Origin of the sequence: Streptomyces sp. NPDC096046, from assembly GCF_040303285.1 — a bacterium.
In the GTDB taxonomy this organism is placed as follows: Bacteria; Actinomycetota; Actinomycetes; order Streptomycetales; family Streptomycetaceae; genus Streptomyces.
In genome coordinates this window covers 239,651-259,337 of sequence record NZ_JBEOSZ010000001.1, presented here as the reverse complement: position 1 = coordinate 259,337, position 19,687 = coordinate 239,651, and the positions used below count along the sequence as shown (strand labels likewise).

14 protein-coding genes, 2 tRNA genes and 2 pseudogenes are annotated in these 19,687 nt (G+C 68.9%); 15 read left to right on the top strand and 3 right to left on the bottom strand.

The features are described from left to right. Window positions 1-74: 74 nt before the first annotated feature. The 11 genes and pseudogenes from dnaA to ABTX62_RS01180 all read left to right on the top strand — a co-directional run. Window positions 75-1,676: pseudogene (gene dnaA, locus ABTX62_RS01230) on the top strand (chromosomal replication initiator protein DnaA); the annotation flags it as partial. Window positions 1,677-2,702: 1,026 nt separating this feature from the next. Beyond that, on the top strand, window positions 2,703-3,833 hold the full coding sequence (dnaN, locus tag ABTX62_RS01225; RefSeq protein ID WP_352114233.1) for a DNA polymerase III subunit beta: 1,131 nt from the start codon (window positions 2,703-2,705) through the stop codon (window positions 3,831-3,833). A 205-nt stretch (window positions 3,834-4,038) separates the two neighbouring features. Then, on the top strand, window positions 4,039-4,914 hold the full coding sequence (gnd, locus tag ABTX62_RS01220; RefSeq protein WP_283972205.1) for a phosphogluconate dehydrogenase (NAD(+)-dependent, decarboxylating): 876 nt from the start codon (window positions 4,039-4,041) through the stop codon (window positions 4,912-4,914). 31 nt (window positions 4,915-4,945) lie between these two features. Then, a complete protein-coding gene (gene recF, locus ABTX62_RS01215; protein WP_352114232.1) occupies window positions 4,946-6,067 on the top strand; it encodes a DNA replication/repair protein RecF in 1,122 nt (373 codons plus the stop codon). Further along, window positions 6,064-6,600: a DciA family protein gene (locus tag ABTX62_RS01210; RefSeq protein WP_352114231.1), complete on the top strand. Its 537-nt coding sequence runs from the start codon at window positions 6,064-6,066 to the stop codon at window positions 6,598-6,600. The genes recF and ABTX62_RS01210 overlap by 4 nt, the downstream gene beginning before the upstream one ends. A 408-nt stretch (window positions 6,601-7,008) precedes the next feature. Then, on the top strand, window positions 7,009-9,081 hold the full coding sequence (gene gyrB / locus ABTX62_RS01205; protein ID WP_352114230.1) for a DNA topoisomerase (ATP-hydrolyzing) subunit B: 2,073 nt from the start codon (window positions 7,009-7,011) through the stop codon (window positions 9,079-9,081). A 42-nt stretch (window positions 9,082-9,123) separates the two neighbouring features. After that, window positions 9,124-11,715: a DNA gyrase subunit A gene (gene gyrA / locus ABTX62_RS01200; RefSeq protein ID WP_352114229.1), complete on the top strand. Its 2,592-nt coding sequence runs from the start codon at window positions 9,124-9,126 to the stop codon at window positions 11,713-11,715. A gap of 19 nt (window positions 11,716-11,734) precedes the next feature. Further along, window positions 11,735-12,523 (top strand): DUF3566 domain-containing protein, encoded by a 789-nt coding sequence (locus ABTX62_RS01195; protein ID WP_352114228.1) that lies wholly within the window; start codon window positions 11,735-11,737, stop codon window positions 12,521-12,523. Window positions 12,524-12,622: 99 nt separating this feature from the next. Then, a tRNA-Ile gene (locus ABTX62_RS01190) sits at window positions 12,623-12,699 on the top strand. Between the two features lie 62 nt (window positions 12,700-12,761). Further along, window positions 12,762-13,088 (top strand): annotated as a pseudogene (locus ABTX62_RS01185) (UTRA domain-containing protein); the annotation flags it as partial. A 114-nt stretch (window positions 13,089-13,202) separates the two neighbouring features. Continuing rightward, window positions 13,203-13,868: a YdcF family protein gene (locus ABTX62_RS01180; RefSeq protein WP_352114410.1), complete on the top strand. Its 666-nt coding sequence runs from the start codon at window positions 13,203-13,205 to the stop codon at window positions 13,866-13,868. A gap of 472 nt (window positions 13,869-14,340) precedes the next feature. Here ABTX62_RS01180 and ABTX62_RS01175 read toward each other — a convergent pair whose 3' ends face one another. Next, a complete protein-coding gene (locus ABTX62_RS01175) occupies window positions 14,341-14,751 on the bottom strand; it encodes a VOC family protein (protein WP_352114227.1) in 411 nt (136 codons plus the stop codon). A gap of 102 nt (window positions 14,752-14,853) precedes the next feature. On the opposite strand from ABTX62_RS01175, the gene ABTX62_RS01170 reads away from it, so the two are divergent. Continuing rightward, a tRNA-OTHER gene (locus ABTX62_RS01170) sits at window positions 14,854-14,989 on the top strand. Window positions 14,990-15,116: 127 nt separating this feature from the next. Next, the gene (locus ABTX62_RS01165) at window positions 15,117-15,470 is read left to right on the top strand and encodes a VOC family protein (RefSeq protein WP_352114226.1); all 354 of its coding nucleotides are present in this window, start codon (window positions 15,117-15,119) and stop codon (window positions 15,468-15,470) included. Between the two features lie 168 nt (window positions 15,471-15,638). Here the strand turns inward: ABTX62_RS01165 and ABTX62_RS01160 are convergent, their stop codons facing one another. After that, a complete protein-coding gene (locus ABTX62_RS01160; RefSeq protein WP_352114225.1) occupies window positions 15,639-16,001 on the bottom strand; it encodes a DUF6344 domain-containing protein in 363 nt (120 codons plus the stop codon). Window positions 16,002-16,338: 337 nt separating this feature from the next. Here ABTX62_RS01160 and ABTX62_RS01155 point away from each other — a divergent pair, with 337 nt between their 5' ends. Beyond that, window positions 16,339-16,467: a DLW-39 family protein gene (locus tag ABTX62_RS01155; protein WP_003999697.1), complete on the top strand. Its 129-nt coding sequence runs from the start codon at window positions 16,339-16,341 to the stop codon at window positions 16,465-16,467. Between the two features lie 182 nt (window positions 16,468-16,649). Continuing rightward, window positions 16,650-17,957, top strand: coding sequence for a hypothetical protein (locus tag ABTX62_RS01150; protein ID WP_352114224.1), 1,308 nt, complete (start codon window positions 16,650-16,652; stop codon window positions 17,955-17,957). A gap of 90 nt (window positions 17,958-18,047) precedes the next feature. Here the strand turns inward: ABTX62_RS01150 and ABTX62_RS01145 are convergent, their stop codons facing one another. After that, window positions 18,048-19,538, bottom strand: coding sequence for a serine/threonine-protein kinase (locus tag ABTX62_RS01145; RefSeq protein WP_352114223.1), 1,491 nt, complete (start codon window positions 19,536-19,538; stop codon window positions 18,048-18,050). Between the last annotated feature and the right edge of the window lie 149 nt (window positions 19,539-19,687).

Genomic DNA, 19,687 nt, shown 5'->3' with positions numbered 1-19,687 from the left:
ACGGATACGAGCGCCCCAACCAGAACGGCTACGAGCGCAAGGACCGCGACGGTCATGACCGCCGGGACCGCGACGGCTATGAGGGGTACGGCCGCCACCGGGCCGACCAGCTGCCCGGTCAGGCCGGTGACCAGCTTCCGCCTACGCGCGCAGATCAGCTTCCCTCGGCGCGTCCCGCCTACCCCTCCGAGTACCAGCGCCCCGAGCCCGGCGCCTGGCCGCGTCCGTCGCAGCAGGACGAGTACGGCTGGCAGCAGCAGCGCCTCGGGTTCCCCGAGCGTGACCCGTACGCGTCACCGGGGCAGGACCCGTACGGCTCCCAGGACGCGTACAACCCCCAGGACTCCTACGGATCGGGACCGGCGAAGGACACCTACGGATCGAAGGACTCCTACGGTCCACCCTCCCAGGACTACCGCCCCCAGCCCGCGGAGCGCCCCTCCTACGAGCAGCAGCGCTCCGAATACGAGTCGTCACGCGGCGACTACGAGCAGCGTGACCCGGTTCGCCGGGAGTTGCCCGATCCGCCGGCCGGCTCGGGGCACGTCCACCGGGGCGGCCCGGTCGGCCCGAACCTGCCCACGACCGGTGCGCCCGGCCCCCTGGCAGCGCAGCCCGCGCCGGCGGCCGGCCCGGGTGAGCCCACCGCCCGGCTGAACCCGAAGTACCTCTTCGACACGTTCGTCATCGGCGCCTCCAACCGCTTCGCGCACGCGGCCGCGGTCGCCGTGGCCGAGGCGCCGGCCAAGGCGTACAACCCCTTGTTCATCTACGGGGAGTCCGGGCTCGGCAAGACGCACCTGCTGCACGCGATCGGGCACTACGCCCGCAGCCTCTACCCGGGCACCCGGGTGCGGTACGTGAGCTCCGAGGAGTTCACCAACGAGTTCATCAACTCCATCCGCGACGGCAAGGGCGACAGCTTCCGCAAGCGGTACCGCGAGATGGACATCCTGCTCGTCGACGACATCCAGTTCCTCGCGGACAAGGAGTCGACGCAGGAGGAGTTCTTCCACACCTTTAACACGCTCCACAACGCCAACAAGCAGATCGTGCTGTCCTCCGACCGGCCGCCGAAGCAACTGGTCACACTGGAGGACCGGCTGCGGAACCGTTTCGAGTGGGGTCTGATCACGGACGTCCAGCCGCCCGAGCTGGAGACGCGTATCGCGATCCTCCGCAAGAAGGCGGTGCAGGAGCAGCTGAACGCTCCGCCGGAGGTGCTGGAGTTCATCGCGTCCCGGATCTCGCGGAACATCCGTGAGCTGGAGGGCGCGCTGATCCGGGTCACGGCGTTCGCCTCGCTCAACCGGCAGCCGGTGGATCTGGGGCTGACGGAGATCGTCCTGAAGGACCTCATCCCCGGTGGCGACGATTCGGCGCCCGAGATCACGTCGACGGCCATCATGGGCGCGACGGCGGACTACTTCGGTCTGACGGTCGAGGACCTGTGCGGCACCTCGCGCGGCCGGGCCCTCGTCACCGCCCGCCAGATCGCCATGTACCTGTGCCGTGAGCTGACGGATCTGTCGCTGCCGAAGATCGGCGCGCTGTTCGGTGGGCGCGACCACACCACCGTCATGCACGCGGATCGCAAGATCCGCAATCTGATGGCCGAGCGCCGCTCCATCTACAACCAGGTCACGGAGCTCACCAACCGCATCAAGAACGGCTGACGCGAGGGCGCAAGGTCGCTGACGGTGCAAGACCCATGAGGCCGCTGAGACCGCTGAAGCCGTGAGGCCGTTAGGCCGCCGCTGAGGGGCGCTCCCGGATTCTTCCGGGAGCGCCCTTCTCGTTTCCGGGCCCATCGGCGCCAGGGACCCCGGATCCGGGGTCCCTCCCGCGGCCGTGCGGACCGGTTTCCGAGCCCTCGGGGCGGTCCAGCGACCCTCGCGTCACGCACCGAGCCGCAACCCGGTGTTCGATTAGTCGCCGGGTTACGGCCTCCCTCCACAGATTCGGGGACTTTCTGCCGTCCACATCCTGGGGACTGGGGAGTTGTCCAGATCGTGTCCACAGGCACCGCTGTTGAAAGACCATCAGACCAGCTCAGGTGCCTGTGGATTGGTGGACGAAGGATCTCCACAGACTGTGGACGAGGGAATGATCCACAGGCTGTGCACCGAGTTGTCCACCGGCCGCCCACAGGCTGGGGGCGGTTGTCCCCAGCGATCGGCCCCTTCTCCACATGCCTGTCCACTGTTCGGCAACGCGACGCGCCTCCTCACCGGGTCGAGTGAAAGGCGTCACATGAAGGTGCCGGATTGGGCTGTGGGAAACGTGGGTAAACCTGGGGACGACGTTGGGGAGAACTCGCCTCACCCTGTGCACGGCGTGTGCAGAACTTTCTGTTCTCCACAGATACGCCCGGTTGTCCACCGCCTCCACCCACAGGGTCCGTGGACAAAATTCCCGCTCTGAGCTGGGCAAACGAGGTTATCCACGGTATCCACAGGCCCTACTACTACTCCCAACTAGAGAGAGCTGGGAATCCGTTTCGAAGCGGGCCCTGTGCACAACTCGCTCTTCGGTGCCCGGCCGCCCCTCGTCACGACTTGACCCCGAGAGGCACCTACTGTCAGTGCCGTGCGTCAGACTGGTCCCCGGTGTCCTCCCCCTCACAGGGACCGTCGACACCACGACAGACGACGAGGGCCAGGCAGAGCGAGAAGCGCCGGCAACAGCAGGAGGCGGCAACAGTGAAGATCCGGGTGGAACGCGACGTACTCGCGGAGGCAGTGGCCTGGGCGGCACGCAGCCTCCCGGCCCGTCCGCCGGCGCCTGTCCTCGCCGGCCTGCTGCTGAAGGCCGAGGAAGGCCAGCTGAGCCTGTCCAGCTTCGACTACGAGGTCTCGGCGCGGGTGTCCGTGGAGGCCGAGGTCGACGAGGAGGGCACGGTCCTGGTCTCCGGCCGCCTGCTCGCGGACATCTGCCGCGCGCTCCCCAACCGGCCGGTGGAGATTTCCACAGACGGTGTACGGGCGACCGTGGTCTGCGGCTCCTCCCGGTTCACACTCCACACCCTGCCTGTGGAGGAGTACCCGGCCCTGCCGCAGATGCCGAACGCGACCGGCACGGTCCCCGGCGAGGTCTTCGCCTCCGCCGCCGCCCAGGTCGCCATCGCGGCCGGCCGTGACGACACGCTGCCCGTCCTCACCGGTGTCCGCATCGAGATCGAGGGCGACACCGTCACGCTGGCGTCCACCGACCGCTACCGCTTCGCGGTCCGCGAGTTCCTGTGGAAGCCGGAGAACCCGGAGGCCTCCGCGGTCGCCCTGGTCCCCGCCAAGACGCTGCTGGACACCGCCAAGGCCCTGACCAGCGGCGACCAGGTGATCCTGGCGCTGTCCGGCGGGGGATCGGGCGAGGGCCTGATCGGCTTCGAGGGCGCGGGCCGCCGTACGACGACCCGCCTGCTGGAGGGTGACCTCCCGAAGTACCGCTCGCTGTTCCCGACGGAGTTCAACAGCGTCGCCGTGATCGAGACGGCCCCCTTCGTGGAGGCCGTCAAGCGCGTGGCCCTGGTCGCCGAGCGCAACACCCCGGTGCGGCTCAGCTTCGAGCAGGGCGTGCTCATCCTGGAGGCCGGTTCCAGTGACGACGCACAGGCTGTGGAAAGGGTTGACGCCCACCTGGAGGGCGACGACGTCTCGATCGCCTTCAACCCGACGTTCCTGCTGGACGGCCTGAGCGCCATCGACTCCCCGGTGGCCCAGCTGTCCTTCACGACGTCCACCAAGCCCGCGCTGCTCAGCGGCAAGCCGTCGCTGGACGCCGAGGCGGACGAGGCCTACAAGTACCTGATCATGCCGGTGCGCCTCAGCGGATGAGCCCGCCCGACGGTCGGCGGGACGCCGTGGATCACTTGCTCTGTCCCCAGGCTGAGGACAAAGCCGCAGGTGAGGGCCTACGAGTGAGCGCGTATGCCCACAGATGTGCGCGAGCGTCCGGGTTTAGGCTCGGACGCGGGTACGAAAGTGCCTGGCGGTACGCACGTGCCGCCACGCCACGTCGCAGAACCTAAGGACACAACTGATGGAGCTCGGTCTCGTCGGCCTCGGCAAGATGGGCGGCAACATGCGCGAGCGGATTCGCCGCGCAGGTCACACCGTCCACGGATACGACCGCAACCCGGACCTCGCCGATGTCCACAGCCTGGAAGAGCTTGTGGGCAAGCTCAGCGCTCCGCGCGTGATCTGGGTGATGGTCCCGGCGGGCGAGCCCACGCAGTCCACCATCGACGAGCTCGCCGAGCTGCTGGAGCCGGGCGATGTCGTCGTGGACGGCGGCAACTCCCGCTGGACCGACGACGAGAAGCACGCCGAGGAACTGGCGGCGAAGGGCATCGGCTTCGTCGACTGCGGTGTCTCCGGCGGCGTCTGGGGCCTGGAGAACGGCTACGCGCTGATGTACGGCGGCGACAAGGAGAACGTCGCCAAGGTGCAGCCGGTCTTCGACGCCCTCAAGCCGGAGGGCGACTTCGGTTCGGTGCACGCCGGCAAGGTGGGCGCGGGTCACTTCGCGAAGATGGTCCACAACGGCATCGAGTACGCGATGATGCAGGCTTACGCCGAGGGCTGGGAGCTGCTGGAGAAGGTCGACTCGGTGACGGATGTCCGGGAGGTCTTCCGCTCCTGGCAGGAGGGCACGGTCATCCGTTCCTGGCTGCTCGACCTCGCGGTCAACGCGCTCGACGAGGACGAGCACCTGGACGAGCTCCGGGGTTATGCACAGGACTCCGGCGAGGGACGCTGGACTGTGGAAGCCGCCATCGACAACGCGGTGCCGCTGCCGGCGATCACCGCGTCGCTGTTCGCGCGGTTCGCCTCCCGGCAGGAGGACTCGCCCCAGATGAAGATGATCGCGGCGCTGCGGAACCAGTTCGGCGGCCACGCGGTCGAGAAGAAGTAACCGAGCACCTAGGGAGGTCGGCGAAACGACCATGCACGTCACGCATCTGTCGCTGGCCGACTTCCGCTCGTACCCCCGGGTCGAGGTCCCGCTCGACCCCGGGGTGACGGCCTTCGTCGGGCCGAACGGGCAGGGCAAGACCAACCTCGTCGAGGCCGTCGGCTATCTCGCCACCCTCGGCAGCCACCGGGTCTCCTCCGACGCCCCCCTGGTCCGCATGGGCGCCGATCGCGCGATCATCCGGGCCCAGGTCCGGCAGGGCGAACGGCAGCAGCTCGTCGAACTGGAGCTCAACCCGGGCCGTGCCAACCGGGCTCGTATCAACAGGTCCTCGCAGGTCAGACCGCGTGATGTGCTGGGGATCGTCCGGACGGTGCTGTTCGCTCCCGAGGATCTCGCACTGGTCAAGGGCGACCCCGGTGAGCGGCGCCGCTTCCTCGACGAGCTGATCACCGCCCGCTCCCCGCGCATGGCAGGGGTCCGTTCCGACTACGACCGGGTCCTCAGACAGCGCAACACTCTGCTGAAGTCGGCCGCGCTGGCCCGTCGGCACGGCGGCCGCACCATGGACATGTCCACCCTGGACGTGTGGGACCAGCATCTCGCGCGCGCCGGCGCCGAGTTGCTCGCCCAGCGCCTGGACCTGATCGCCACGATCCAGCCGCTGGCCGACAAGGCCTACGAGCAGCTCGCCCCCGGCGGCGGCCCGATCGCGCTGGAGTACAAGCCGTCCGCGCCGGGCGAGGCACACACCCGTGAGGACCTCTTCGAACAGCTGATGGCGGCGCTCGCCGAGGCCCGCAAGCAGGAGATCGAGCGTGGCGTCACCCTGATCGGCCCGCACCGGGACGACCTCCAGCTCAAGCTCGGCCAGCTCCCCGCCAAGGGCTACGCCTCCCACGGCGAGTCCTGGTCCTACGCGCTGGCGCTGCGCCTGGCCTCGTACGACCTGCTCAGGGCAGAGGGCAACGAGCCGGTGCTGCTGCTCGACGACGTCTTCGCCGAGCTGGACACCCGTCGCCGGGAGCGCCTCGCCGAGCTGGTCGCGCCCGGCGAGCAGGTCCTGGTGACGGCCGCCGTCGACGACGACGTACCGCACGTGCTGTCCGGGACGCGGTTCGCCGTGTCCGAGGGGACGGTGGAGCGCGTATGACGCAGAACACATCCGGGGGCTCCGGGAAGACCCCCGAGCCCTCCGGTGTCGACCTCGCGCGCGTGGCGCTGCGGGCCGCCAGGGAAGCCGCACGCGCGCGTGGGGACGCGGCACAGCAGAAGAAGCAGGCGCGCCGCGGCGGTCTGCGCTCCGGTGCACGCGCCGACGGGCGCGACCCCATGGCGCTCGGGTCCGCGATCAACCGGCTGATCACCGAGCGGGGCTGGGAGGCTCCGGCCGCGGTGGGCGGGGTGGTGGGCCGCTGGCCGCAGATCGTCGGCGAGGACGTGGCCAAGCACTGCGTCCCGGAGAGGTACGACGAGGACGAGCACGTCCTGACGGTGCGCTGCGACTCGACGGCCTGGGCGACGAACCTCCGGTTGCTCGCGCCCACGCTGGTCGCGCGCCTCAACGAGGACCTGGGGCACGGCACGGTGAAGCTGATCAAGGTGCAGGGGCCGGGCGGCCCCGCGCGCCGCTACGGCCCGCTGCGCGCCCCCGGCAGCACCGGTCCGGGCGACACCTACGGCTGAAGCGGCACCGGTTTCCCACCCGTCGACAGCACGTGACTGACTTCACATCGAAGGCTTGTGCCGGCTCGTTCGGAGCGTCGGCGGCCCTTCCGTCGGGTGCCCGCACACGGTTGCGAATCGCGACCTGACTCCTAAGTAGCCAAGGGTTGACGGCCGGAAGCGCTGAGTGCCTCCGTGAGCCTCTTGGAGCCCCCATCCGTATATCGGGAGTCGGACAAGACCCGTCGAGGGCGGCACATGCGGACTCAGGTACCGGCAAACCCCCATCAGTGTCAGTGCTACCGGTAGACTGGAAGCAATCCCGCCCCAATCGTGGGGACCGTCCGGGAAAAGCTGAGCAACGCTGATCAAGGCTTACCAACGCAACATGCCGCAGCCGCTCCGGCAACCCGCCGACGAGCCTGGCTCGTGCTGTGCCAGAAAGGGCGCTTCGTGGCCGATTCCGGCAACCCCAACGAGAACATCCCGTCCACCGAGGCCCCGGCCGGAGTCGCCGAGGCCTCAGTAACGGCGTCGTACGACGCCAGCGCCATCACCGTCCTCGAGGGTCTGGACGCGGTCCGCAAGCGACCCGGCATGTACATCGGCTCGACCGGTGAGCGAGGGCTGCACCACCTCGTGTACGAGGTCGTCGACAACTCGGTCGACGAGGCGCTGGCCGGCCACGCGGACACCATCGACGTGACGATCCTCCCCGACGGTGGCGTCCGGGTCGTCGACAACGGCCGTGGCATCCCGGTGGGCATCGTCGCCTCCGAGGGCAAACCGGCCCTCGAGGTCGTGCTGACCGTGCTGCACGCGGGCGGCAAGTTCGGCGGCGGCGGCTACGCGGTCTCCGGTGGTCTGCACGGCGTGGGCGTCTCCGTCGTCAACGCGCTGTCCTCAAGGGTCGCCGTCGAGGTCAGGACGGACGGCCACCGCTGGACGCAGGACTACAAGATGGGCGTCCCCACGGCGCCGCTCGCCCAGCACGAGGCCACCGAGGAGACCGGCACCTCGGTCACCTTCTGGGCCGACCCGGACATCTTCGAGACCACCGACTACTCCTTCGAGACGCTCTCGCGGCGCTTCCAGGAGATGGCGTTCCTCAACAAGGGCCTCACGCTCAAGCTCACCGACGAGCGTGAGTCCGCCAAGGCCACCTCCGGGGCGGACGAGGCGGGCGCGGACGAGACCGCCGAGGTCAAGACGGTCACGTACCACTACGAGGGCGGCATCGTCGACTTCGTGAAGTACCTCAACTCCCGCAAGGGCGAGGCGGTGCACCCCACCGTCATCGACCTGGAGGCCGAGGACCGGGACAAGCACCTGTCCCTCGAAGTCGCCATGCAGTGGAACGGCGGCTACACCGAGGGCGTGTACTCCTTCGCCAACATCATCCACACCCATGAGGGCGGTACGCACGAAGAGGGCTTCCGCGCCGCGCTGACCTCGCTGATCAACAAGTACGCGCGCGACAAGAGGCTGCTGCGCGAGAAGGACGACAACCTCACGGGTGACGACATCCGCGAGGGTCTGACGGCGATCATCTCGGTCAAGCTGAGCGAGCCCCAGTTCGAAGGCCAGACGAAGACCAAGCTGGGCAACACCGAGGCCAAGACCTTCGTCCAGAAGGTCGTCTACGAGCACCTCGCGGACTGGCTGGACAGGAACCCGAACGAGGCCGCGGACATCATCCGCAAGGGCATCCAGGCGGCCACCGCGCGCGTGGCGGCCCGCAAGGCCCGTGACCTCACCCGCCGCAAGGGCCTGCTGGAGACGGCGTCCCTGCCGGGCAAGCTGTCCGACTGCCAGTCGAACGATCCCACCAAGTGCGAGATCTTCATCGTCGAGGGTGACTCCGCCGGCGGCTCGGCCAAGTCCGGCCGCAACCCGCAGTACCAGGCGATCCTCCCGATCCGCGGCAAGATCCTGAACGTCGAGAAGGCGCGGATCGACAAGATCCTGCAGAACCAGGAGATCCAGGCGCTGATCTCGGCCTTCGGCACCGGAGTCCACGAGGACTTCGACATCGAGAAGCTCCGCTATCACAAGATCATCCTGATGGCGGACGCCGACGTCGACGGCCAGCACATCAACACCCTGCTGCTGACCTTCCTGTTCCGCTTCATGCGGCCCCTGGTCGAGGCCGGGCACGTGTACCTCTCCCGTCCGCCGCTCTACAAGATCAAGTGGGGCAAGGACGACTTCGAGTACGCGTACTCCGACCGCGAGCGCGACGCCCTGATCGAGATGGGCCGCAACGCCGGCAAGCGCATCCGCGAGGACTCGGTCCAGCGCTTCAAGGGTCTCGGCGAGATGAACGCCGAGGAGCTGCGCATCACGACCATGGACCAGGAGCACCGTGTCCTCGGCCAGGTCACCCTCGACGACGCCGCTCAGGCCGACGACCTGTTCTCGGTCCTCATGGGCGAGGACGTCGAGGCCCGCCGCGCGTTCATCCAGCGCAACGCCAAGGACGTCCGCTTCCTCGACATCTGAGTCGGTCTCAGCTGACCGCATCAGGAAGGATCTTCACCAGCAATGACCGACGAGAACACTCCCGTGACGACGCCCGAGGGTGACGCCCTGGCCATGCGCGTCGAGCCCGTCGGGCTCGAGACGGAGATGCAGCGCTCGTACCTCGACTACGCGATGTCCGTCATCGTCTCGCGTGCGCTGCCGGACGTCCGCGACGGCCTCAAGCCCGTCCACCGCCGTGTGCTGTACGCCATGTACGACGGCGGCTACCGCCCCGAGCGCGGCTTCTACAAGTGCGCCCGCGTCGTCGGCGACGTCATGGGCAACTACCACCCGCACGGCGACTCCTCGATCTACGACGCGCTGGTCCGCCTCGCGCAGCCGTGGTCGATGCGCATGCCGCTCGTGGACTCCAACGGCAACTTCGGCTCCCCGGGCAACGACCCGGCCGCGGCCATGCGGTACACCGAGTGCAAGATGGCGCCGCTGTCGATGGAGATGGTCCGCGACATCGACGAGGAGACCGTCGACTTCACGGACAACTACGACGGCCGCTCCAAGGAGCCGACCGTCCTGCCGGCCCGCTTCCCGAACCTGCTGATCAACGGCTCGGCGGGTATCGCGGTCGGCATGGCGACCAACATCCCGCCGCACAACCTGCGCGAGGTCGCCGCCGGCGCCCAGTGGTACCTGGAGAACCCCGAGGCCTCGCACGAGGAGCTGCTGGACGCGCTCATCGAGCGCATCAAGGGCCCGGACTTCCCGACCGGCGCGCTCGTCGTCGGCCGCCGGGGCATCGAGGAGGCCTACCGCACGGGCCGCGGCTCGATCACCATGCGCGCGGTCGTCGAGGTCGAGGAGATCCAGAACCGCCAGTGCCTGGTGGTCACGGAGCTGCCGTACCAGACCAACCCCGACAACCTCGCGCAGAAGATCGCCGACCTGGTCAAGGACGGCAAGATCGGCGGCATCGCCGACGTGCGTGACGAGACCTCCTCGCGCACCGGCCAGCGCCTGGTCATCGTGCTGAAGCGGGACGCGGTCGCCAAGGTCGTGCTGAACAACCTCTACAAGCACACCGACCTGCAGTCGAACTTCGGCGCCAACATGCTGGCGCTGGTGGACGGCGTGCCGCGCACGCTCTCGCTGGACGCGTTCATCCGCCACTGGGTGACGCACCAGATCGAGGTCATCGTCCGGCGTACGCGCTTCCGGTTGCGCAAGGCCGAGGAGCGGGCCCACATCCTGCGCGGTCTGCTGAAGGCCCTGGACGCCATCGACGAGGTCATCGCGCTGATCCGGCGCAGCGACACCGTCGACATCGCCCGCGGCGGCCTGATGAGCCTGCTGGAGATCGACGAGATCCAGGCCAACGCCATCCTCGAGATGCAGCTGCGCCGACTGGCCGCCCTGGAGCGCCAGAAGATCGTCCAGGAGCACGACGAACTCCAGGCGAAGATCAACGAGTACAACGAGATCCTCGCCTCCCCGGTCCGCCAGCGGGGCATCGTCAGCGCCGAACTGGCCGCGATCGTCGAGAAGTTCGGCGACGACCGCAAAACGACGCTGATCCCCTACGAGGGCGACATGTCCATCGAGGACCTGATCGCCGAGGAGGACATCGTCGTCACGGTCACCCGGGGCGGCTACATCAAGCGCACCAAGACCGACGACTACCGCGCCCAGAAGCGCGGCGGCAAGGGCGTGCGCGGCGCGAAGCTCAAGGAAGACGACATCGTCGACCACTTCTTCGTGTCCACCACGCACCACTGGCTGCTGTTCTTCACCAACAAGGGCCGCGTCTACCGCGTCAAGGGGTACGAGCTGCCCGACGCCGGCCGGGACGCGCGCGGCCAGCACGTGGCGAACCTGCTCGCCTTCCAGCCGGACGAGGCGATCGCCGAGATCCTGGCGATCCGTGACTACGAGGCGGTTCCCTATCTCGTTCTGGCCACCAAGGCCGGACTTGTGAAGAAGACGCCTCTGAAGGATTACGATTCACCTCGTTCCGGCGGTGTGATCGCCATCAACCTTCGCGAGGGTCAGGACGGTTCGGACGACGAACTGATCGGAGCCGAGCTGGTCTCGGCGGACGACGATCTGCTTCTGATCAGCAAGAAGGCGCAGTCGATCAGGTTCACGGCCTCGGACGACACCCTGCGGCCCATGGGCCGTGCCACCTCGGGTGTCAAGGGCATGAGCTTCCGCGAGGGCGACGAGCTGCTCTCGATGAATGTTGTTCGACCCGGTACGTTCGTGTTCACTGCCACAGACGGCGGGTACGCGAAGCGGACCAACGTCGACGAGTACCGCGTCCAAGGTCGCGGCGGCCTCGGCATCAAGGCTGCCAAGATCGTCGAGGACCGTGGATCCCTCGTCGGCGCGCTGGTGGTCGAGGAGACCGACGAGATCCTCGCCATCACGCTGTCGGGCGGTGTGATTCGTACGCGAGTCAACGAGATCAGGGAAACCGGCCGTGACACCATGGGCGTTCAACTGATCAATTTGGGCAAGCGCGATGCCGTCGTGGGCATCGCTCGCAACGCCGAGGCGGGACGCGAGGCGGAAGAGGTCGACGGCGACGTGGTCGTCGACGAGACCGCCGAGGGTGCCGTGACCGGCACGGACGAGGGTGAGGCGCCCTCGTCCGAGTAGGCACGAGGAGTGAGTCAGCGTGAGCGGAGCCACGGGCGCCGGACCGGCCGGTACCTCAAGGGGTACGGAAGCGGACGACGGCGGTCGTGGCTCCGCCGCACGTGCGGCGGACCCGCATACGACCAACCTGAAGGCGATCAAGTCCCCGACCAAGGACGCGCCCTCGCCTGACGCGCAGGAATCACAGGGGGGAACTGTGACGGACACCCGAGGTCCGCAGGCCCAGCAGCACAAGGCCGGCGCGGGCCCGTCCGCCTCCGGCGCACAGCCGCAGCCGACCGCCCAGGAGCCGGGCACGGCCTCCCCCCTGCCCGGGGACCGGCAGGCGCGGCAGGCCGCCGGGCCGTACCACCCGCCGCAGGCCTACCCGGCGCAGCAGGCGGCCGAGGGTGCCGGTACCGCACGGCGTCCCCGTACGGGGGCACGTACCACTCCGCGTGTCCGCAAGGCGCGGCTGCGGGTGGCGAAGGCCGACCCGTGGTCGGTGATGAAGGTCAGCTTCCTGCTCTCCATCGCCCTGGGCATCTGCACGATCGTCGCGTCCGCCGTGCTGTGGATGGTCATGGACGCGATGGGCGTCTTCTCGACGGTCGGCGGCACGATCTCCGAGGCCACGGGCTCGAACGAGTCCAACGGCTTCGATCTGCAGGCCTTCCTGTCGCTGCCGAACGTTCTGATGTTCACGTCGATCATCGCGGTCATCGATGTCGTCCTGGCGACGGCCCTCGCGACGCTCGGCGCGTTCATCTACAACCTGTCCGCGGGCTTCGTGGGCGGTGTCGAGCTGACGCTCGCCGAGGACGAGTGACGTCCTTTGACGTTGTCCCGACAACCGATTTTGGGACTGCGCATGTCGTGCGCTAATCTTCAGGAGTCAGCGCGCGGGACGCACACCGCAGAGCGCGGCGGGGCTATAGCTCAGTTGGTTAGAGCGCATCCCTGATAAGGATGAGGCCACAGGTTCAAATCCTGTTAGCCCCACCAGCGAGAAGACCCCCAGTCGGTAGCGGCTGGGGGTCTTTGACATCCATGGCTGACATCAGCCGATGAGTGGATCTTCCAGGGTAGCGGCCGCACATGGGCTACCGGAAGGTGCCGAGGTCTACGCCCGCGCGCGACTGGTCAAGGAAGGCGACCAGCCGACGCACACGCTGACCAACTACTACCGTCCCGAGCACGTTGAGGGAACACGCCTGGTGGACCCCACTCCGGGTCCCGCCGGCCGGGGCGGCGGATTTCGTGTGCTGTACGACGCGGGTTACGGGATCGATCACATGAAGGAGCGACTGTTTGCCCGTGCTGCGACACCGGACGAGGTCAAGCAGTTGCAGCTACCGCCGGGCGAACCGGTCGTCGAGCTGCACCGAACGACGTACACGGCCGAGGGCACCGTCGTGGAATTCGCCATCGGGGTGCACGCGGCGTCGCGCTTCGCATGGGAGTACGACTTCGATGCCCGACTCGGCGAAGGACAGGGAGGGGCAGCAGTGATCTCGACACAGGATTGGGCAGACGCCCGACGCGTGTGGGACTACCACCAGATGGGTCACTCACCCCGGCCGTGCTCGGTGGCCATCGGGCTCGGCAGCCACGACCTGGGCGTTGCTGACACGGCAGTGGACCTGTACAAGCGCGGCATGGCCCCTCTGCTCCTCTTCACCGGTGCCACGAGCCCCACGACACGGGAACGCATGCCCCGCGGCGAGGCCGTCCGCTACCGGGAGCGGGCAGTGGAACTCGGGGTCCCCAGCAGTGACGTTCTGGTCGAGCCTCGTGCCCGCAACACGGGCGAGAACATCCGCTTCTCGCGAGAGTTGTTGGAGGAGGCCGGGGTGGAGGTGTCCTCGGTGCTCCTGATCAGCAAGCCGTACGAGGAGCGGCGGGCGTACGCCACCGCGCGGAAGCTCTGGCCCGGAGTCGAGGTTGTCAGCGCCTCCAGCCCTATGACGCTGGACGAGTACGTCGACTCCATTGGTGACGCCCGTCTGGTGATCGACATGCTGGTCGGCGCGCTTCAGAGGTTGATGATCTACCCGGAGCAGGGATTCATGATCGGCCAGCCACTACCTGCCGACGTGCTCGAAGCGTACGAGCGCCTTTGCCGAGCCGGATTCACGAGCCGACTCCTGACCACCGACGCACCTTCAGCCTGACCAGGCCTGAGCGAAGCTGTTACAGGTTTCTCTACCTCATCAAGCCCCGGCTGCGCTCCGCTCCGCCGGGCGCGCTTCCCGGCTCTGGCTGCGCCCGCGCTCCTGCCTTCGGCCCGCTCGGCGCTGCCGCCGCCGACGCGCGCCCACATGTGGATAGGGCCGGTGGCCATGAGTCGATCACCGTACAGAGCGGCCATCGGCCAAGACGGTGCCTCCGGCGGGGGATCGGCCGGCACCGGGATGGAGGGGGCGCCGTTCCCGACCGCGGGCCCGTAGTGGCGTGCGCGGGGAGCTCCCATCCCGTCCACCGCCGACCCAGGCAGAGCCGAGCAGACGCGGCCCATGGCGTCCAGGTCGTTCGTACAGTGGCGCGCTCCACCTGGACGCCATGAACCACGCCCGCTCCACGGTGTGTGGGTCGACGGCGGACGGGATGGGAGCTGGGGAGAGTGGTGGGGACGTGGGCGGCTGATTAGTCTCGCTTGGGCCAGATCGGGCCCTGGTCGGTCCAGATGACGCCCTTGTTACGGCACAGGCAGAAGGGGTGGCCGATCGGGTCGGTGTAGACCTGCCAGCCGTAGCCGTTGGGGCCGATGAAGTCCTGCCTCAGCGTCGCGCCGAGGTCGAGGACGCGGCGCTGCTCGGACTCGATCTCGTCCACTTCGAAGTCGAGGTGGAACTGCTTGGGGTGCTCGCTGTCGGGCCACTGCGGAGCGCGGTAGTCGTCCACCCGGATGAATGCCAGCTCGATTTCACCGAACTGGATGCCAGCCCAGTTCTCGGAGCTGCCTTCCTTGATCGGACGGCCCGTGACCTCGGAGTAGAAAGCCGCCAGGTTCATCGTGTCCGGGCAGTCGATAATGAAATCGGTGAGTCGCAGCATCCCGCGATCTTGGCACAAGCTCACACCCGACTTCGAGACAGGCCCTGTACTGGGTTTGTCAAGAGCGCCCCTCATCGCTGACATCACCGGCCGACATCAACAGGGGCGAACGGCAGCGGTCAGCGCCGAACACCGACGGACGATCCATCGAGGCTCAGAGCGAGTTGGCCGACGTCCATGACCCCACATGATCGACCTGATAAGGATGAGGCCACAGGTTCAAATCCTGTTAGCCCCACAGCGACAAGAACCCCGGTCGAGATCGGCTGGGGTTCTTCGCTGTCCAGGGCCGCCATCAGCCACCGTCCGGTTCTCCCACCCGGCGACTCGAACCGCCTGGCCGTCCCCGTGCCCAGACTCGGTCAATGACCTTGGAATGGGAACAGGTAATCGTTCACGCGGTGGATCCGGTGGCCCTGGGGCAGTGGTGGGCCGACGCGCTGGGCTGGGTGGTGGTGTACTCGTCCGACGATGAGTTCGAGATCCGCCCCGAGCCGGATCGCATGCCAGGGCTGGATTTCGTCCGCATCGCGGAAGCCAAGCAGTCCAAGAGCCGGCTGCACCTCGACTTCAGGCCCGACGACCAGGCCGCCGAAGTGGCTCGCCTCGAGGCGCATTGCGCCAAGCGGGTCGACATCGGCCAGGGCGATCAGTCGTGGGTCGTCATGGCCGACCCGGAAGGCAACGAGTTCTGTGTTCTCGGCCGGCGCAAGCAGTGAGAAGCGCACCGGCGCGATGACCCCCGACCGGTGACGGCCGGGGGTTTTCCGTCTCTCCGGTGTGCCCTGATGCGGTCGGTGGCCGGAGGGCCGGGACATGCGTGAGCCCGGCGGCTCTGTCGAGCTGCCGGGCTCTGTACGCGGGATCGCCAGGATGTGGTGCCGGGTTCAGCGCTGCAGGGGCGTGAGATGGTCCGCCTCGGCGTCGGGGTCCTCATCGGTGCAGTCGGTGCCGGGGGAGGTCGCCGTGTCCGCGGGCGAGCGGTGCCGGCAGCGGGGGGTCTTGCCATGGGCCTCGGCGCGGATGCGCTGCTTCATCGTGGGGGGCAGGGCCTTGGGGGAGGTCCAGGGGAAGGCCGCCGGTGCCGCTGTCCGCTGCTGCGGGATGCTCGCGCCGCCGCTGTTGCTCTTCTGCTCGCTCTGCGGTACCGCCGCGGCGGCGGTCGTGGTGACGAGTCCGAGCGCCGTGCAGAGCGCCAGGAAGGCGGTGACGATGGTGGTCCACAGCGTCATGACCTTGTTCCGGGCCATGGCCCCTCACTTTCGGGTTGGGCGATTTGCGTACTTTCCTCATGATGTGTATGCGGGTCGAGAAGTGGTGGACCCCGACCCGTGGCGCGGCGATGTTCTGATGAACACCACCCGTATGGCGGCAAAGAGGGTGAAAAGGTGAGGAGAGTGGCGAAAGGCGGTCAAAGTAACCGTCCGTCCAGGTGTGATCACCCTCCGATCGGAAGGGTGATCTCCGCTTCTATCCCGGCTTCCGGGACGGGAGTTGACGGCCGACTCAGGTCACCGATCGGTCTCGGTCGGTGTGTATAGTCGGGCGCCAGAGGTCCCCTACGTCAAGGAAAGACGAGGTAGCGCGGTGAAGAAGCTTCTCCTGGTCGCACTGGCCGCCATCGGCGGGCTCCTCGTGTACCGCCAGATCCAGGCGGATCGCGCCGAGCAGGATCTGTGGACGGAGGCGACTGACTCCGTGCCCACGGGTTCGTGAGTCACGACAACCCAGACCGAGCACACCCCGGCCGCCTCGCGGTCGGGGTTTTGTGTGCCGAGGGCCGGTCGTGGACCCGGCCGACGCGGCAGGATGGGGCACGGTTTCACGGGCTCTGTGGTCGGCGACGTGAGGGGTGGCGCGTGAGGGGACGGTGTCGTACGGCGCGGGGACGGCGCGCGGTGGCGTGGCGAGGCCGTCCGGCGGGGGCCGTACGCCTGGGGGCTGTGGCGGTGATGCTGGGGACGACGGCGGCCGTGACGCCCGGCCAGGCCGACGCCGCCGGAGAGGCCTCCGGCGCCCCGGGCCCGTACGCCTTCGCTGTCGGCGCGCAGAGCGTCGAGGGCGCGAGGAGCACCGGGGAGGCCGCCCTCCTGGAGCCCGGCCGGACCTACAAGAGCTCCCTGCCCGGCAGCGGCAAGGTCAGCTACGGCCTCGAACTCGACGCCGCGTCGAACGCGTACGTCTCCGTCACCGCCGTCCCCTCCCCCGGCAGCACCGTCTCCGTCATCGACGGGGTCAAAGTGACCGTGCAGGACGCCGAGGGGAACACCTGCTCCGTCGACAACACCGGCTTCGGGGCCGCCCGCAGCCCTCACCCCATCGCCGCGTGGGGCATGCGCGAGATCTCGCCCGACAAGCCGCTGTGCCGCAAGGCGGGTGCCTACTACGTGTCGGTCGAGCGCGTCGACCCCGAGGGCGAGGGCTCCTCGCCGGACGCCTGGGACCTGGAACTCGTCGCCATGACGGAACCGCGGACGGCGAAGACCGGGGCGACCAGCGCGCCCGAGGTGTGGAACTCCGCCACGCCCCAGCCGGTCCAGGGACAGTCCCGGCGCCGGAAGGGTGGCGCCGGGTTCACCGGTGCCACCCCCCTCGACCAGGGAGTCTGGCGGGACGACATCCGGCCCGGCCAGACACTCTTCTACAAGGTGCCCGTCGACTGGGGACAGCAGGTCTCCGTCACGGCCGATCTCGGCAGCTCCGGCTCCGGCGCCACCGGCTACACCTCCGACGCGCTGAGCCTGGCCCTCTACAACCCGGCACGCGGTCACGTCGCCGACGTGGGTGTCGGTTACGACGGCGGTCAGAAGTCCGGGAGCCTGCGCCCGCTCCCACCGGTCGACCACGCCAACCGCTACGCCGCCACCCCGCAGGTGAGCGCGCTGCGCTTCGCCGGCTCCCACTACCTCGTCGCCCACCTCTCCGAGGCCGTCGCCGACACCTTCGGCGACGGGCCGTTCGTGATGACGCTGCGGGTCCGGGTGAGCGGGGAGGCGCGGAGCGGGCCCGAGTACGTGGGGGAGGCCGAGCCGAAGGGCGTCTTCGAGGTCTCGGACGAGGACCGGGAGGCGGCTGCGCAGGGTGTGACCGGGGACGATGACACCGCGATGAGGGCGCTCGCCGTGGGCGGGATCGGCACCGGCAGCGCGCTGCTGGTGGGGCTCGGGGTGTGGACCCTGGTGGCTCGGCGGAGGAACGCCGCGTAAGAGGGCCGGGCGCACTCGCCGTGTCCGCCGTGTCGCCGCCCTGATCGCCGGGCTCGCCGCGACCGCGGAGCCGGGCGGCCGCCGGCCCGCTCAGATCTGGGTCAGGGCCCAGAAGCCCACGGCGTAGCAGGCCAGCGCCAGGAGCAGCAGTGGCACCGCCACCGTGGCCGGGGGGCCGGGGCGGGAAGGCTTGAGCGCCCGGTGCCGCGACGGCGCCTGGGCGACGAGCGGGGCCGGGGGAGTCCAGGCCGTGTACGAGGCGGTGGAGGTGTCCGTGCGGTACTGCTCCGCAGGAGGGAGGGACGGGCCGGAGTACACCGGGGGGAGCGGCTGGGCGGTGGACAACGGGTGCGTGGGGTCGTAAGGGGAGACCGGAGCCTGCGGGTGCGGGCCCTGCGGGGGTGCGGGGTGTGACGCCCCGGGCGCCGGGGACGTGGTGACGGTGGCCTGCGGAGGCGGCAGCGGGAAGCTGCCGGTGTCCGACATGGAAGACGACTGGGCGGCGGCCGAGGGATCGGTGGTCCGTCGCGGGTCGGACGGCAGCGACGGGGCGCTCGCCTGTGACCAGGCATGGCTCGAGACGTCTCCGCGCTGCCCGCGGGGCACCGGCAGTTCCGCTTCGTCGGCTCCCCGCCGGAATGGTTCGTCGCCCGTCCCGGGGCCGGACGGCTCCGCTTGCCGGCCCAGCCCTTTCGCCCTCTCCAGCGGCCCCTCGGGAGCGAACCCCCGGGGGAGCGGGCCGAGTTGGTCGAAGATCTCGATCAGCTCGTCGTCCGGTCCGGGCTCGGGGAGGAGTTCCGCGGCGGCGGCGAGTGCCTTGCGCGCCCCCGTCGCCGTACGGAACCGGGCTTCCGGGTCCGGCTGGAGCAACATGGCCACCACCTGCCACAGCGGCTCCGAAATGCCCTGGGGCGCACCGGGCGTCCCGTGCTCGGCGAAGTACTGGATGAGCGCCTTGCTGTCCGGCTTGGCGCCCTCCAGCAGATACAGCGCGACCAGCCCTACGGCGAACAGGTCGGCGGGGAAGTCAGGTTCGGCGCCCATCATCTGCTCGGGAGCCAGATAGCCGGGCGTCCCGACGACGAGATTGGTCTCGGTCAGGCGGGGCTCGCCCAGCCGCATCGCGATGCCGAAGTCGGACAGCCGCAGCCGCGGCCGGCCCGTGCCGGTGGCCTCCAGGAGCACGTTGGCGGGTTTGACGTCACGGTGCACCACGCCCTCCGCGTGCACCGCGGCCAGGCCCGCCAGCAACTGGTCGAGCAGGGTGCAGACGAAAGCCGGTGGCAGGGGGCCGTAGTCCCCGACGAGATGGACCAGGGATCCACCTGCCACCAGATCCATGGTGAACAGGACTTTGTCGTCGTCGGCGGCCCAGCTGGTGGGGGCGAGCACATGGGGGTGGTCGATCCGCAGGGCTTGTTCGCGGACGAAGCGCAGCAGGGAGTGCGCGTCGCTCTGGAGCAGGACCTTGGCGGCCACGTAGCGACGGCGGCGGTGGTCCCAGGCACGCCAGACGGCACCGACCCCTCCGCGTCCGATCGGGTCGACCAGTTCGTACCGGCCGGCGAAGACCTCACCCATGGCTGTCCGTCGCTCCTCCCCCTGCGGCTTTCCCCCTTGCTTCCCCCTCGGCGAGCGCTACGACTCCCCGCCGGGCGAAACGGCTCCCCCTGACGCCCCCCGACTCCCCCGATGAGCGATACGTCCCCCTCGCGTCGACCGGTCCCCCG